Here is a 13,901-nt window from a genome sequence, read left to right on the forward strand (position 1 = left end):
CAATGGCCGGATCGATAACGAGACTGCTGCGCCGATCGCTCGCGGCCATGGTCATGCTCGCCGTCCTCGCGGAGGCCAGCACCAGCCTTGCCGCGTCGCAGCTCTGCTATCGCGGCATCAATCTCTCCGGCGCCGAATATGGCGAGCGTGGCGGCGTGCTCGGCACCAATTACATCTACCCTTCCGAAGACACCGTGCGCTATTTCGCGGGCAAGGGGATGAACGTGGTGCGCCTGCCCTTTCGCTGGGAGCGGCTGCAGCCCGTATTGAACCAGCCGCTCGACGGAAAGGAGTTACAAAGCCTCAAGGATGCCGTCGATCTCATTCAAAAGCATGGCATGGCCGTCATCCTCGATCCGCACAATTACGGCTACTACGACAAGATCCAGCTCCCGCAGATGCCGACGACCGATCTCGCCTTCGGCGACTTCTGGGCGCGGCTCGCCGTCGAGTTCGCCAATCGCAAGGGCGTCTCCTTCGGCCTGATGAACGAGCCGCACGATATCAAGGCGCCCGATTGGCTGGAGGCGGCCAATACCGCCATCCGCAGCATCCGCACCGTCGGCGCCCGCAACCTCATCCTCGTGCCCGGCACGAACTGGACCGGCGCGCATAGCTGGTCCACCGACGTCCTTGGCGGTGGCGCAAACGGCACGGTCATGCTCGGCGTCAAGGATCCGCTCGATTTCTACGCCTTCGAATTCCATCAATATCTCGATGCGGACAGCTCCGGTACGCATCCGGCCTGCGACGGCACCGACAATGCCAGCAAAGGTATGAACGACGTCACCGACTGGCTGCGCAAGAACGGCAAGCGCGGCTTTCTCGGCGAATTCGGCGTGGCCGGCAATGATGGCTGCCTTGCGGGCCTCAAACAGGTCCTCGGCATCATGAACACCAACAGCGACGTCTGGCTCGGCTGGAGCTACTGGGCGGCCGGCGACTGGTGGGCGCCGGACGAGCCGCTGAATGTCCAGCCGCATAACGGCAGTGATAAGCCGCAGATGAAAGTTCTGGCGGATGGACTGAACAAGAAGGCCTCACTGGCCCCGACATGCGCCCTTATCAAGCCTGCAAACTGACGGGCGGTGGGCACCCGGCGCTTTGCCGCGAATCACCGGCCTGATATGGTGCCCACGGCCAGAGACGCCACGACCCCGGATATTCCATGCAAAGCTCAGGCGAAAAGCAGCCCATAAACTATGTCATTCTCGCCATTTCGCTGCTCGCGGTCCTGTATAATTGCATCCTCGCCTTCATCAATCACAACATCACGCCGCTGACGCCAAATGCTGTGGTGATGAGCGAAGTGCTCCTGCAGGTGGCAAGCTTCGCCTATATATTGAAGAAGGGGATTTATGAGGAGGATATGGCGCCGCTCCTCTATCTGCTTCTGACGATCGTGCTGACGGTCTTCGTCATCGCCATCAACAAGCAGCCCTATGTCGATCATCTTCGCAATGTGATGATCATCTTCGTGTTCTCCATCATGGGCAGGCTTTGCAACGAGCGCACGGTGAAGCTGGCGTTCAGGATTTCCTGCATCGCCGTGCTCGCCGTGCTCATCTGCGAAATCGTGTCGGTGAAGGAATATGTCGCGCTCTTTCATCCCGCCGAATATTTTCAGAATACGCGCGGCGTACCGCCGGCCACCTACAGCGATATCGGACTGTTCCGTGGCGCCTTGGGGTTCGAGGGGCGGTTTTCCTTCGGGCTGATAGACCATCGCTCATCGTCCATCTTCCTGGAGCAGGTCTCGCTTGCCAATTTCTGCGGTGTGATGGTCCTCTATCTGATCAGCTTTTCCGGCCGGCTGCGACTGTCCGACAGGCTGCTGTTCCTATCGACCGTCATTCTGATTCTGCTGACGAACGACACACGTACGATGCTGATCTTCAGCCTCATCAGCATCGCCGGTTATTTCATCTATCCCTGGCTTCCGAAGATGCTCGACCTGATGACGATGCCCTTGATCATTCTCGTCGGCTTCGTCATCAACGCCCTCAAGCCAGGCGTTACCGGCGATAATTTTGTCGGCCGCATCAACGGTACGGTGAGAGCCTTCCTCGGCATGGACCTGCAGAGCACCATCGGCCTGCAGCTCGATCAGGTCGGCATCTTCTACGACAGCGGCTATGTCTACATCATATATGGCGCCACCATCTTCGGCCTGATCTTGTTCTGGCTCTACGCCTCACTCTATCCCGGCGGCCAGACCATCAATCAGCGGCGCCTCGGCCATGCCCTTTCCCTCTTCCTGTTCCTGAACCTGATGATCGGTTCCACGGCCATCTTCTCGATGAAGACGGCCGGGCTGGTCTGGCTGCTGGTCGGCTTCCTGAAGTTCAACGAGGGCACGCAGGCAAAGCAGCCGCAAACGCTCTCGCTCGCCACCAACGGCTAAGGCGGGGATGCGCCGCTCGAAGACGCAACGGGAACGGTTTTTCCCATCATCTTGCCTAAAGTAGCCCTCGAAACATGGTTGGGGGACATATTCCCCATACCTTCGATTTCATTTAAGCAGACGGCACCAAAGCAGGCGGGCACCCCCGGCAGGAGAGAGAAGAGACATGACGAGCTATGTATTGATGGTTTCCTGTCAATCGACGCGCGGGATCGTTGCGGCGATCGCCAATTATCTGGCCGACCAGGGCTGCAACATCGTCGATTCCAGCCAGTTCGACGATCTCGATACCGGCAAGTTCTTCATGCGGGTGAGCTTCATCTCCGAACAAGGGGTCGGACAGGAGGCGCTGGTCGAGGGTTTCAAGCCGATCGCGAAGAAGTTCGAGATGGAGGCCGAGATCCACGATGCCAGGAAGCGCATGAAGGTGCTGCTGATGGTGTCGCGCTTCGGCCATTGTTTGAACGACCTGCTCTATCGCTGGAAGATCGGCGCACTGCCGATCGATATCGTCGGCGTCGTCTCCAACCATTTCGAATACCAGAAGGTGGTGGTCAACCACGATATCCCCTTCCACCATATTCCGGTGACCAAGGCCAACAAGCCGCAGGCGGAAGCCCGGATCATGGAAGTGGTGGAGCAGACCGGCACGGAACTGATCGTGCTCGCCCGCTACATGCAGATCCTCTCGGATTCCATGTGCCAAAAGATGTCCGGAAGGATCATCAACATCCACCATTCCTTCCTGCCGTCCTTCAAGGGAGCCAACCCCTACAAGCAGGCCTATGAGCGCGGTGTGAAGCTGATCGGGGCGACGGCGCATTACGTCACTGCCGATCTGGACGAAGGTCCGATCATCGAGCAGGACACGGCGCGTATCACGCATGCGCAGTCGGCGGACGATTACGTCTCGATCGGCCGGGATGTGGAGAGCCAGGTGCTGGCGCGCGCCATCCATGCCCATATCCACTACCGCACCTTCCTCAACGGCAACCGCACCATCGTCTTCCCGGCAAGCCCGGGAAGCTATGCATCCGAGAGGATGGGGTGAGGGAGGGCTCTCGACGGAGAGCCTTTCCCGACTACAGCATCCGACGCAGCACCTCGTCCTTTTGGAAGAAATGGTGCCAGAGGGCTGCCAGGATATGCAGGCTGACGATCGCGTAGAGACAATAGGCCCCATATTCATGGATCTCGGCGGCGGCTCTTGCCAGCGGCTTGTCGAACGGCAGGAGGTTGGGCCACTCGAAAAGCCCGAACCACGGCAGGTCGCGACCGCTGGCTGCCGAGGTCGTGTAGCCGGCGAGCGGCATCAGGATCATTAGCCCGTAAAGCAGGATATGCACACCCCACGCCGCATAGTGGTTGAGGGTGCCGAGCGGCTGGCGATACGCAGGCTCGCCCAGGGAAAGCCTGAGTGGCAGGCGGATGACGATCAATACCAGCGCCGTCATGCCGAGCGATTTATGCACATCGAGAAGGCCACGGCGGAGCGCCGAGCCCGGCTCAAGATAGGAGCAATAAAGGCCGATGCCGAGCGCTGAGATGATCACGATGGCCATGATCCAGTGCAGAATTCGCTGCGACGGCCGGTATCGGAGTGTTGGCGCATCGGACGGGGCCTCGGTAATAGCGGACATATAGTGATTCTCCGGTGGTCCTGGGATTCGATGTTTATGGCGTGATCGGCCGGAATATGGCTGATTTGAGGGCTTGCCCAATCACCTTCTTGCGAGCGGACAGGCCCGTGGCGGCTGTCAAATCCGGATGCGGTTGACCCTCGCGCCGAGCAAGAACGCCTGACGCGAGGTGATAGAGACCGTCCAGCAAGACGCTGCCCGGTGCAGCTATCCCATCGAGGTTGAGCGATGTCTGCATCTAGGCAGACGCGATCGGTGGCCTATCTTCTATCCTATCGTTCGATCACCCTATCTGTTTTCGATGATTTTCTTTAGAATGGAATGGTTTAGTGTCGATTGAAACGAACCATCCGGGGGAGCCATGACCGACGCCGCGCTCGTCAATCGTATGCAACTGCCGAGACCGGACATCACGCCGGAGGAAGCGGCCGAACTTCTGCAGACGCATTACGGCCTGTCCGGAACGCTCACCGAACTCGGCAGCCAGCAGGACCGCAATTACCGCATCGACACCGGCACGAGCAATTATGTTCTGAAGGTCTGCCGCACGGAATATGACATGGTGGAGCTCGAGGCACAGAATGCCGCCATCCGCCATCTCCACGCCAAACCGGATGCGCCGCGCGTCCCCAATATCGTGCCATCGCTGAACGGCTGGGACATTCTGGCTGTCACCATTCGCGACCAGGATTACCTCGTTCGCTTGCTCAACTATCTTCCCGGCCAATCGTTGACGCGGCGCAAGCATTTGCCGCTTGCCTCGGTCTCAGCGCTCGGAACCCTCTCGGCGCGGCTTGCCCGCGATCTCGCCGATTTCGACCATCCCGGTCTCCACCGCAACCTGCAATGGGACCTGCGGCGCGCCGGCCCGGTCGCCGTGCAGCTCCTATCCGACATAACAGATCACGACACGCGCGACCGCATCGCCAAGACGATGGTCGCCGCTGTCAAGCGCATCCAGCCGCTCGCAGCTGAGCTTCGCGTCCAGCCCGTCCATCATGACGTCACCGACGACAATGTCGTCTGCCATCCGGATACGCATGGCCAGCCGATCCCGGACGGCGTGATCGATTTCGGCGACATCATTCAGGGCTGGCTGGTGGGCGACCTCGCCGTCACCTGCGCCTCGCTGCTGCACCATGCCGAAGGCGATCCCTTCGTCGTCATTCCCGCCATCAAGGCCTATCACGCGGTCTATCCGCTCGAGGAAGCCGAGCTGAAGGCGCTGTGGCCGCTGATCGTCGCCCGCGCCGTTATCCTTGCCGCCAGTGGCGAGCAGCAGCTCGCCATCGACCCCGAGAACGACTATGTGCGCGGCAATCTCGAGCACGAGCGCGAGATCTTCGACGTCGCCACCGGCGCCGATCCGGAGGTGATGGAAGCGGCGATCCTGCGCGCCGCCGGTCTCGACATCGCCCAGATCGCCACCGATGGCTGGTCGGCGCTGCTGCCGGATATCGCGCCGGACACCATCGCCGCCGTCGATCTTTCCACGACCAGCCCGCATTTTTCCGATGGCAATTGGCGGAAGCCCGACATGGACTGGCGGCTGCTCGCCAAGGAGGCTGTCGCCTCCGGCACGGCCGCGACGCGCTATGGCGAATTCCGCCTGTCGCGCGGCGAGCTGCTGAGCATGACGCCGCCGCAGAATTTCGCGCTGCACAGCGATGTCTGCCTGCCCGCCGGAACGACGGTCGCGGCCCCCTTTGCCGGACGCATTCAGTGGGACGGCCAGCATCTCGTTCTGGTGAGCGACGCAGTCAGCCTGCATCTCGACGGCATCGATTGCACGCTGGAAGAGGGCGCGGAGATCGAGCGGGGTGCGACCATCGGCACCATCGCCGGCGAGGGTTCGACGGTTGGTGGTCTGCGCGTGCAGCTCTGCCGCTCCGCATCGCGGGTGCCGCCACTCTTTGCCGTGGCACATCAGGCCGACGGTTGGTCGGCCGTCTGCCCCTCGCCCGCAGTCCTTCTAAGCCCAACTTGCGAAGCACCGCGAGAAGACGGCGCCCTGCTTACCCGGCGCGAGGCGCATTTCGCCAGGCCACAGAAGCATTATTACGAGACCCCACCGCAGATCGAACGCGGCTGGCGCGAATTCCTGTTCGACGTGGAAGGCCGCGCCTATCTCGACATGGTCAATAACGTCACCATGCTCGGCCATGCGCATCCGCGCCTGACCGCGGCCGTCGAGCAGCAATGGTCGCGGCTCAACACCAACTCCCGCTTCCACTATGCCGCCGTCGCTGAGTTCTCCGAACGACTGGCGGCGCTGGCGCCGGAGGGTCTGGATACCGTCTTCCTCGTCAACAGCGGCTCCGAGGCCAACGACCTCGCCGTCCGGCTCGCCTGGGCGCATACGGGCAAGAAAAACATGCTCTGCCTGCTGGAGGCCTATCACGGCTGGACGCTGGCAAGCGACGCCGTCTCCACCTCCGTCGCCGATAATCCGCAGGCGCTGACGACACGGCCGGACTGGGTGCACCCCGCCGTTTCACCCAATAGCTATCGCGGCCCGTTCCGGGGACCTGATTCGGGCGCTGACTACGTGGCCAGCGTCACGACGGTACTGGAGGCAATCGACGAGAAGGGCGAGGGTCTTGCCGGCTTCATCGCCGAACCGGTCTATGGCAATGCCGGTGGCATCGCGCTGCCGCATGGCTACCTCACCGATGTCTATGCCGCTGTGCGCGAGCGCGGCGGCCTCTGCATCGCCGACGAGGTACAGGTGGGCTACGGCCGGCTCGGCCATCATTTCTGGGGCTTCGAGCAACAGGGTGTCGTGCCGGATATCATTACCATCGCCAAGGGCATGGGCAATGGCCATCCGCTCGGCGCAGTCATTACCCAGAAGGAGATCGCCGCATCGCTGGAAAAGGAAGGCTATTTCTTCTCCTCGGCCGGCGGCAGCCCGGTAAGCTCGGTCGTCGGCCTCACCGTGCTCGACATCATCAGGGACGAGGGCCTGCAGGAAAATGCCCGCGTCGTCGGCGATCATCTGAAGGCAGGATTGATCGCGCTGATGGAACACTTTCCGTTGATCGGCGCGGTGCACGGCACCGGTCTTTATCTCGGTGTCGAATTCGTGCGCAATCGCGAGACGCTGACGCCCGCGACAGAAGAAACGGCCGCCATCTGCGACAGGCTGCTCGATCTCGGCGTCATCATGCAGCCGACCGGCGATCACCTGAATGTGTTGAAGATCAAACCGCCACTTTGCCTTTCGGTCGAGAGCACCGATTTCTTCGTCAAAGCCTTGGAAAAGGCTCTGGAAGACACCGTCTAATCTCTCCCGGCGATGGCATTAACCATTAGGGTAATTTGGCGGCAAGCGAATTTTAGTGCCTTTTGGGGATTGTCGAATCTCGCGGTAATTCCTATCTGTCCATCGGTGATCGGCGATGCCGTTCCGCTACGGGAGGTTGCGCGGAGGTTGATACAACCATCCTCGTAATTAGCCAGGTACGGAATTATATTTTACCGATCGTCGATATTTTGACATCTTTCGGAATATGTTTCTGGAGATGGAATCGCTATTCTCTGCTAAGGTTGTAGATAATAGCACACCGGATCACCGGCTCCCTTAAGCGGAGCCAGAACAAGTACAACACCAACTAAGGAAAGTGACATGCTGAATATCAAATTCACCGCCTCGATCCTTGGGTGGTCCGTGCTTGGCCATGACCGTTCGGGCGTGCTCTCCCGCCCGTGCTGTCGAATGTGACGTTCGTCCCCTAATCGGATTCAAACAGTCAATTCGCCATGTCTGCGCCGCTAGGGCGCGGAGGGAGTATTTTTTATGAAGAAGCAAGTCATCGAATATGCCGGCGTTCCCGTCGGCATCGTTATTCCGGATGAAGACCGGCTGAAGTTCATCGCCGTGAAATACCATGTCCACGATCTGGACGAACAGCGTTTCAGAAGCACGGACGAGGTCAAGCTCGCCATCCGCGATCTCCTCTCACGCCAACAGGCTAAGCCGATCCACGTTTGATGGACCGGCTTAGCCGCCACTTTTGCATTACCACATCACCCGCCCTCGCCCTTCGACAAGCTCAGGACTCCCACCTCAGGGTGAGGGCTAGTCTTTTCGTCTCAATGGCCGACCCTATACTGCTTGCGTTTCCGCAATCGGATTTTGTTACATCTCGACAGAGGTCCATTCCGCCCTCATGGTGAGGAGGCCCACAGGGCCGTCTCGAACCACGAGGGTCGGCCCCTACAGCGCGCGCGCCACAAACCCATCTTGTCTTTTCCCCCTCTTTGCGATCCTATCGCCATGACAACCTCGCGCTTCGAAAGGCGAAGGATTTTTCATTGGCTGACCTCCTCAATCTCCTGACCGACATCGACGGTGTTGCCGTCGGTCATTCCACCGATCTTGCGCTTGGCTCCGGCGTCACCGCCATCATCTTCGACGAGCCGGCGGTCGCCTCCGGCTCCGTGCTTGGCGGTGCGCCCGGCGGGCGGGACACGGCCTTGCTCGATCCGGCGATGACCATCAGCACGGTTGACGGGCTGGTGCTGTCGGGCGGTTCGGCCTTCGGGCTCGATGCGGCCGGCGGCGTGCAGGCGGGCCTGCGTGAGATTGGGCGCGGCCTGCAGATCGGAACGGCGCTCATTCCCCTGGTGCCGCAGGCGATCCTCTTCGATCTTATCAATGGCGGCAACAAGGATTGGGGCCTCTATTCGCCCTATCGCGACATGGGCTACGCCGCCTTCAAAGCCGCGCAAAAGGGCGCCTTCGCGCTCGGCACCGTCGGTGCGGGCACAGGCGGGACGACGGCGACGATCAAGGGCGGGCTCGGCTCGGCCAGCGCCATCAGCAGCAGGGGACACAGGATCGCCGCCATTGTTGCCGTCAATGCTCTCGGTACCGCCACTATCGGCGACAGCCCGCATTTCTGGGCAGCGCCCTTCGAAGAGAAGGGCGAATTCGGCGGGCTCGGCATGCCCGGGACCATCGACACGCGCCTGCGGCTGAAAGGCGGAAATGTCACGGCAACCACCATCGGCGCCATCGTCACAGACGCACAATTGACCAAGGCGGAAGCCCATCGCCTGTCGATCTGCGGCCATGACGGCCTTGCCCGCGCGCTTCTGCCGGCGCATCTGCCGCTCGACGGCGACACGGTTTTCGCCGCCTCCACCGCCAGGCATCCAAGAGACGACATGCCGAGCTTCATGGAGCTTTGCCATCTCGCCACCATCGTCATGGCCCGCGCGATTGCACGCGGCGTATACGAGGCAACGGCGCTGCCGGTCGAGGGCGCGCAGCCGGCCTGGCGGGATCGCTTTCCCAACCGAACGGCCTAGCCGGAGATCCATCCATGCAGATCCGGGCGCTAATCTATTTCGACGAGCTGGTACGCACCAACTCCATGCGCCAGGCGGCGGAAAACCTGAACGTCGCGCCGACGGCGATCAGCCGGCAGATCGAAAATCTCGAATATCATTTCGGCACGCCGCTGGTCGAACGCAGCGCTCGCGGCGTCAAGCTGACCGCCGCCGGCGAGCTGCTGGCGGTGCGCGCCGGCCGGACGCTGCGTGAACTCGACCATGTGCATCAGCTGATCGAAGACCTGAAGGGACTGCAGCGCGGCCGCGTCAGCGTCTATGCCAGCGGCGCCACCGTCGCCAACCTGCTGGCGCCGGCGCTTGCCGAATTCAGCCTGCGCTATCCGAAGCTGCGCTTCGAGGTGAATATCACCAGCGCCCGCAGCGCCATCGAAGCCGTCAACGGCGCCGAGGCCGATATCGCCGTGACATTGTTCGCGCCGCCGCTGTCGGGAACCAAGGTACGGCTGCGCTCCGAAATCACCTATGACGTCATCGCCGCGACGAGCCATCCGCTGGCGACACGCAAAGAGGTCTCCCTTGCCGAACTTGCAGGGCATTCGCTCGCCGTGCCCGACCGATCCTTCGGCGCGCGGCAGGCCTTCGATGGGCTGTTCGAGCGCGAAGGGCTGGTGCTCGATCCGGTGTTCGAGAGCAGCTCGCTGGAAATGCAGAAGGAACTGGTGCTGCGAGGGGCGGCCATCACCATGCTGCCGGCGCTGACCGTGCAGCGGGAAATCCAGGCCGGCCAGCTGGTGGCGCTGCCGGTCGCCGGCGGCAAGGGGATCAGGACGCCGATCGATCTCTGCGTCGCGCCGGACCGCCAACTCTCCTTCGCCGCCGGCAAGTTTCTCGATTTCATCGAGCGCTTTATGCGCGAACAGGTCGTCGACAAGGGGAAGTACGATTGATCGCAGGCGAAGGATTTCAACCAGGCAAAATCAGTGTAGCCATATCAGCTACACTGAGCACACATTTTTAGAATTGTGTGTGCGCCTGCGAGATGACACTATTTTGAAAAAGGGCCGTATGCCGGAGGGAAAAGCCGGTATTGCGAGCTAGAGCCAAGGGAACTGATATGACCACGTTTTTACGTCCGAGCCTGGGCGATTTTGCTCGCCGTCTTGCCTGTGGCGCCGCAATCTCGGCGGGGCTGCTGCTGATGGGGATGACCTCGGCCGAAGCGGCCAAGACGACGCTGAACATCGGCATGACGGTCGAACCCACCGGCCTCGATCCGACGATCGCCGCCCCCGTCGCGATTGGTCAGGTGACCTGGCAGAACATCTTCGAAGGGCTGGTCGCCATCGACGAGAGCGGCAAGGTCATACCGCAGCTTGCCAAGAGCTGGGAGATTTCTCCCGATGGGTTGACCTATACGTTCAAGCTGCAGACCGGCGTCAAATTCCACGATGGCCAGGCCTTCGATTCGGCGGCGGCGAAATTCACGCTCGACCGTGCCCGCGACGCCAAATCCGTCAATCCGCAGAAGCGCTTTTTCGCCACCATCGCCTCGATCGACACGCCGGATCCCGAAACGCTGGTGCTGCATCTTTCCTCGCAGACCGGCAGCCTGCTCTACTGGCTCGGCTGGCCCTCTTCCGTCATGGTCGGGCCGAAATCTTCCGCCAACGACAAGACGACCCCCGTCGGCACCGGACCGTTCAAATTCACGTCCTGGGCCAAGGGCGACCATGTCGAACTTGCCAAGAACCCGGACTACTGGAACAAATCCGTCGATGTGAAGCTGGAGAAGGTGACCTTCCGCTTCATTCCCGACCCGCAGGCGGAAGCGGCGGCCCTCAAGGCCGGCGACCTCGATGCCTTTCCGGAATTCGGCGCGCCCGAGCTGATGAGCTCCTTCGACGGCGACCCCAGGCTGATGACCAAGGTCGGCAATACCGAGCTCAAGGTCGTCGCCGGCATGAACAACACGCGCAAGCCCTTCGACGACAAGCGGGTGCGTCAGGCCCTGATGATGGCGCTCGATCGCAAGACGGTCATCGACGGCGCCTGGTCGGGCTTCGGCACAGCGATCGGCAGCCATTACACGCCGAACGATCCGGGTTATCAGGATCTGACCGGCACGCTGCCCTTTGATCCGGCCAAGGCCAAGGCGCTGCTGGCCGAAGCCGGCTATCCGAATGGCTTCACCTTTACCATCAAGACGCCGCAAATGGCCTATGCGCCCAGAAGCGCGCAGGTGATGCAGGCAATGTTTGCCGATATCGGCGTGACCATGAATATCGAGCCGACGGAATTCCCGGCGAAATGGGTGCAGGACGTCTTTACCGGCCGCGACTACGACATGACCATCGTCGCCCACGCCGAGCCGCGCGACATCGACATCTATGCGCGCGACCCCTATTATTTCAATTATAAGAACCCTGATTTCAACGAGTTGATGAAGAAGGTCCAGCTGACTGCCGATCCGGCCGAGCAGGACAAGCTCTATGGCCAGGCACAGACAATCCTCGCCGAGGACGTGCCGGCACTCTTCCTCTTCGTCATGCCGAAACTCGGGGTCTGGGACAAGAAGCTGAAAGGGCTCTGGGAGAACGAGCCAATTCCCTCGAACGTCCTGACCAACGTTTCCTGGGAAGACTGAGCGGTATCGGCTCCAAGCTTGTGACCGGCGGCGCGTCCGCCTGTCGCAGGAAGCCTCGATGCCGGGCGTGACCCGGCCATGGACATGCAATGATCGTACTTCTCACCCGCCGGATCATGGGCCTTTTCCTGACCCTGATCGCCGTTTCGCTGCTGCTTTTCGCGGTGATGGCCCTGCTGCCGGGCGATCCCGCCGCCATCACGCTCGGCACATCGGCAACGCCGGAGACGCTGGCGGCACTCAGACACGAGATGGGCCTCGACCAGTCGCTGATCCTCCGCTACGGCCAGTGGCTTGGCGGCGCGCTGACCGGCAATCTCGGCATGTCCTATACCTATGGCGTACCGGTTGCCGGCCTCATCCTCGAGCGGCTTGCCGTGACGCTGCCGCTCGCCATCCTCGCTATCCTTCTCTCCATCCTGATCTCGGTGCCGCTCGGCGTTGCCGCCGCCGCCAAGCGCGGCGGCGTCTTCGACATCATCGCCACGCTGTTCTCGCAGATGAGCATCGCCGTGCCCGGCTTCTGGGTGGGGCTGTTGCTGATCCTGTTGTTCGCGACCTCGCTCGGCTGGATGCCGGCCGTCGGCTTTTCCGGCTGGGGCAATGGCCTGTGGCCGGCGTTGAAGGCACTGATCATGCCGGCGGTAGCGCTGGCCCTGCCGCAGGCGGGCGTGCTGACCCGTGTCACCCGCTCGGCGGTGCTCGACACGCTGCATGAGGATTTTGCCCGCACGGCTGTTGCCAAGGGCTTGTCTCGCAGTGCGGTGCTCTGGGGGCATGTCGTGCCCAATGCGCTGATGCCGGTAATGACCATTCTCGGCCTGCAATTCACCTTCCTCGTCGCCGGCGCGGTGCTGATCGAGAATGTCTTTAACCTGCCCGGCCTCGGACGGCTCGCCTATCAGGCGCTCAGCCAGCGCGACGTCATCGTCCTTCAGGATGTCGTGCTGTTCTTCGCCGGGCTTGTCATCGTCGTCAATTTCCTGGTCGATCTCTCCTATCTGATCATCGACCCGAGACTTCGCAGCGGAGCGGCACGATGACCATGGCCGAAACCGCCTCCCCTCGCCGTTCCCGTTTTCGCGCGCTGCGCCGCGCCAATCTGATCGTCGGCGCAATCATCATCCTCGCACTTGTCGGCGTCGCCGTTCTATCGCTCTTCTGGACGCCATTACCGCCGGCGAAGATGCAGATCATTCACAAGCTGCAGCCGCCGCTCGGCTTCGGCCTTCTCGGCACCGATCAGCTCGGCCGCGACGTGCTGTCGATGCTGATGGCCGGCTGCTGGAATTCGCTGTCGATCTCGGTGTCGGCGGTGGCGATCGGCGGCACGATCGGCACGATGATCGGTGTTGCCGCCGCCGCGCAGCGCGGTCTGTTCGAGGCGTTGGTCATGCGCGCTTGCGATGTCATCTTCGCGCTGCCGCCGATCCTGTCGGCGATGATTCTCGGGGCGTTTCTCGGTACCGGACGCCTGACCGCCATCATCGCCATCGCCACCTTCATGGTTCCCGTCTTTGCCCGCGTGGCGCTGAGTTCGGCGTTGCAGGCCTGGAGCCGCGACTATGTGCTGGCGGCGCGCGCCATCGGCAACACGCCCTTCTCGATCACCATGCGGCATGTGCTGCCGAATATCCTGAGCGGCATCATCGTGCAGGCGACGATCCAGCTTGGCCTGGCGATCCTGACCGAGGCGGGCTTGAGCTTCCTCGGCCTCGGCGTGCCGCCGCCGGCCCCGACCTGGGGACGGATGCTGGCGGATGCGCAGACCTATCTCGGACTGGCGCCTTGGCTCGCCATCCTGCCGGGTCTCGCCATCGCGCTTTCCGTCCTCGGCTTCAACATGCTCGGTGACGGCCTGCGGGATCTTCTCGATCCGCGCGAAGCCCGCCGCTGATTTCAGACCACAAAG

Annotated in this window: 11 protein-coding genes; 10 read left to right on the plus strand and 1 reads right to left on the minus strand. The window is 61.8% G+C overall.

Translation table 11 applies throughout. The features are described from left to right. Positions 1-2 precede the first annotated feature (2 nt). From AB6803_RS16190 to purU, 3 genes are all read left to right on the plus strand, one after another. Positions 3-1,082: a glycoside hydrolase family 5 protein gene (locus AB6803_RS16190; protein ID WP_371109829.1), complete on the plus strand. Its 1,080-nt coding sequence runs from the start codon at positions 3-5 to the stop codon at positions 1,080-1,082. Positions 1,083-1,168: 86 nt separating this feature from the next. Next, complete coding sequence (locus AB6803_RS16195; protein ID WP_371109830.1) at positions 1,169-2,404, plus strand: hypothetical protein; 1,236 nt, start codon at positions 1,169-1,171, stop codon at positions 2,402-2,404. A 166-nt stretch (positions 2,405-2,570) separates the two neighbouring features. Continuing rightward, entirely contained in the window at positions 2,571-3,455 is an 885-nt protein-coding gene (gene purU, locus AB6803_RS16200) for a formyltetrahydrofolate deformylase (RefSeq protein WP_371109831.1), read from the plus strand. A gap of 31 nt (positions 3,456-3,486) precedes the next feature. Here the strand turns inward: purU and AB6803_RS16205 are convergent, their stop codons facing one another. Then, positions 3,487-4,044, minus strand: a complete 558-nt coding sequence (locus AB6803_RS16205; protein ID WP_371109832.1) for a cytochrome b — start codon at positions 4,042-4,044, stop codon at positions 3,487-3,489. Between the two features lie 361 nt (positions 4,045-4,405). Here AB6803_RS16205 and AB6803_RS16210 point away from each other — a divergent pair, with 361 nt between their 5' ends. The 7 genes from AB6803_RS16210 to AB6803_RS16240 all read left to right on the plus strand — a co-directional run bounded on the left by AB6803_RS16210 (position 4,406) and on the right by AB6803_RS16240 (position 13,886). Beyond that, positions 4,406-7,330, plus strand: a complete 2,925-nt coding sequence (locus AB6803_RS16210; protein ID WP_371109833.1) for an aminotransferase — start codon at positions 4,406-4,408, stop codon at positions 7,328-7,330. Positions 7,331-7,843: 513 nt separating this feature from the next. Beyond that, a complete protein-coding gene (locus AB6803_RS16215) occupies positions 7,844-8,038 on the plus strand; it encodes a hypothetical protein (RefSeq protein ID WP_371109834.1) in 195 nt (64 codons plus the stop codon). A gap of 323 nt (positions 8,039-8,361) precedes the next feature. Next, positions 8,362-9,360, plus strand: a complete 999-nt coding sequence (locus AB6803_RS16220) for a P1 family peptidase (RefSeq protein ID WP_371109835.1) — start codon at positions 8,362-8,364, stop codon at positions 9,358-9,360. 14 nt (positions 9,361-9,374) lie between these two features. After that, positions 9,375-10,292, plus strand: a complete 918-nt coding sequence (locus tag AB6803_RS16225; RefSeq protein WP_371109836.1) for a LysR family transcriptional regulator — start codon at positions 9,375-9,377, stop codon at positions 10,290-10,292. A 167-nt stretch (positions 10,293-10,459) separates the two neighbouring features. Next, positions 10,460-11,989: an ABC transporter substrate-binding protein gene (locus tag AB6803_RS16230; RefSeq protein ID WP_371109837.1), complete on the plus strand. Its 1,530-nt coding sequence runs from the start codon at positions 10,460-10,462 to the stop codon at positions 11,987-11,989. A gap of 89 nt (positions 11,990-12,078) precedes the next feature. Beyond that, positions 12,079-13,032, plus strand: coding sequence for an ABC transporter permease (locus AB6803_RS16235; protein ID WP_371109838.1), 954 nt, complete (start codon positions 12,079-12,081; stop codon positions 13,030-13,032). Then, complete coding sequence (locus AB6803_RS16240) at positions 13,029-13,886, plus strand: ABC transporter permease (protein ID WP_371109839.1); 858 nt, start codon at positions 13,029-13,031, stop codon at positions 13,884-13,886. The genes AB6803_RS16235 and AB6803_RS16240 overlap by 4 nt, the downstream gene beginning before the upstream one ends. The last annotated feature ends 15 nt before the right edge of the window (positions 13,887-13,901 follow it).

This window comes from Rhizobium sp. RCC_161_2 (assembly GCF_041355235.1).
Lineage (GTDB): Bacteria > Pseudomonadota > Alphaproteobacteria > Rhizobiales > Rhizobiaceae > Rhizobium.

Bases quoted from the DNA above. Each gene is read 5' to 3' on its own strand.
- AB6803_RS16190 (WP_371109829.1), top strand. From the start codon at position 3: ATGGCCGGATCGATAACGAGACTGCTGCGCCGATCGCTCGCGGCCATG.
- AB6803_RS16195 (WP_371109830.1), top strand. From the start codon at position 1,169: ATGCAAAGCTCAGGCGAAAAGCAGCCCATAAACTATGTCATTCTCGCC.
- purU (WP_371109831.1), top strand. From the start codon at position 2,571: ATGACGAGCTATGTATTGATGGTTTCCTGTCAATCGACGCGCGGGATC.
- AB6803_RS16205 (WP_371109832.1), bottom strand. From the start codon at position 4,044: ATGTCCGCTATTACCGAGGCCCCGTCCGATGCGCCAACACTCCGATAC.
- AB6803_RS16210 (WP_371109833.1), top strand. From the start codon at position 4,406: ATGACCGACGCCGCGCTCGTCAATCGTATGCAACTGCCGAGACCGGAC.
- AB6803_RS16215 (WP_371109834.1), top strand. From the start codon at position 7,844: ATGAAGAAGCAAGTCATCGAATATGCCGGCGTTCCCGTCGGCATCGTT.
- AB6803_RS16225 (WP_371109836.1), top strand. From the start codon at position 9,375: ATGCAGATCCGGGCGCTAATCTATTTCGACGAGCTGGTACGCACCAAC.
- AB6803_RS16230 (WP_371109837.1), top strand. From the start codon at position 10,460: ATGACCACGTTTTTACGTCCGAGCCTGGGCGATTTTGCTCGCCGTCTT.
- AB6803_RS16235 (WP_371109838.1), top strand. From the start codon at position 12,079: ATGATCGTACTTCTCACCCGCCGGATCATGGGCCTTTTCCTGACCCTG.
- AB6803_RS16240 (WP_371109839.1), top strand. From the start codon at position 13,029: ATGACCATGGCCGAAACCGCCTCCCCTCGCCGTTCCCGTTTTCGCGCG.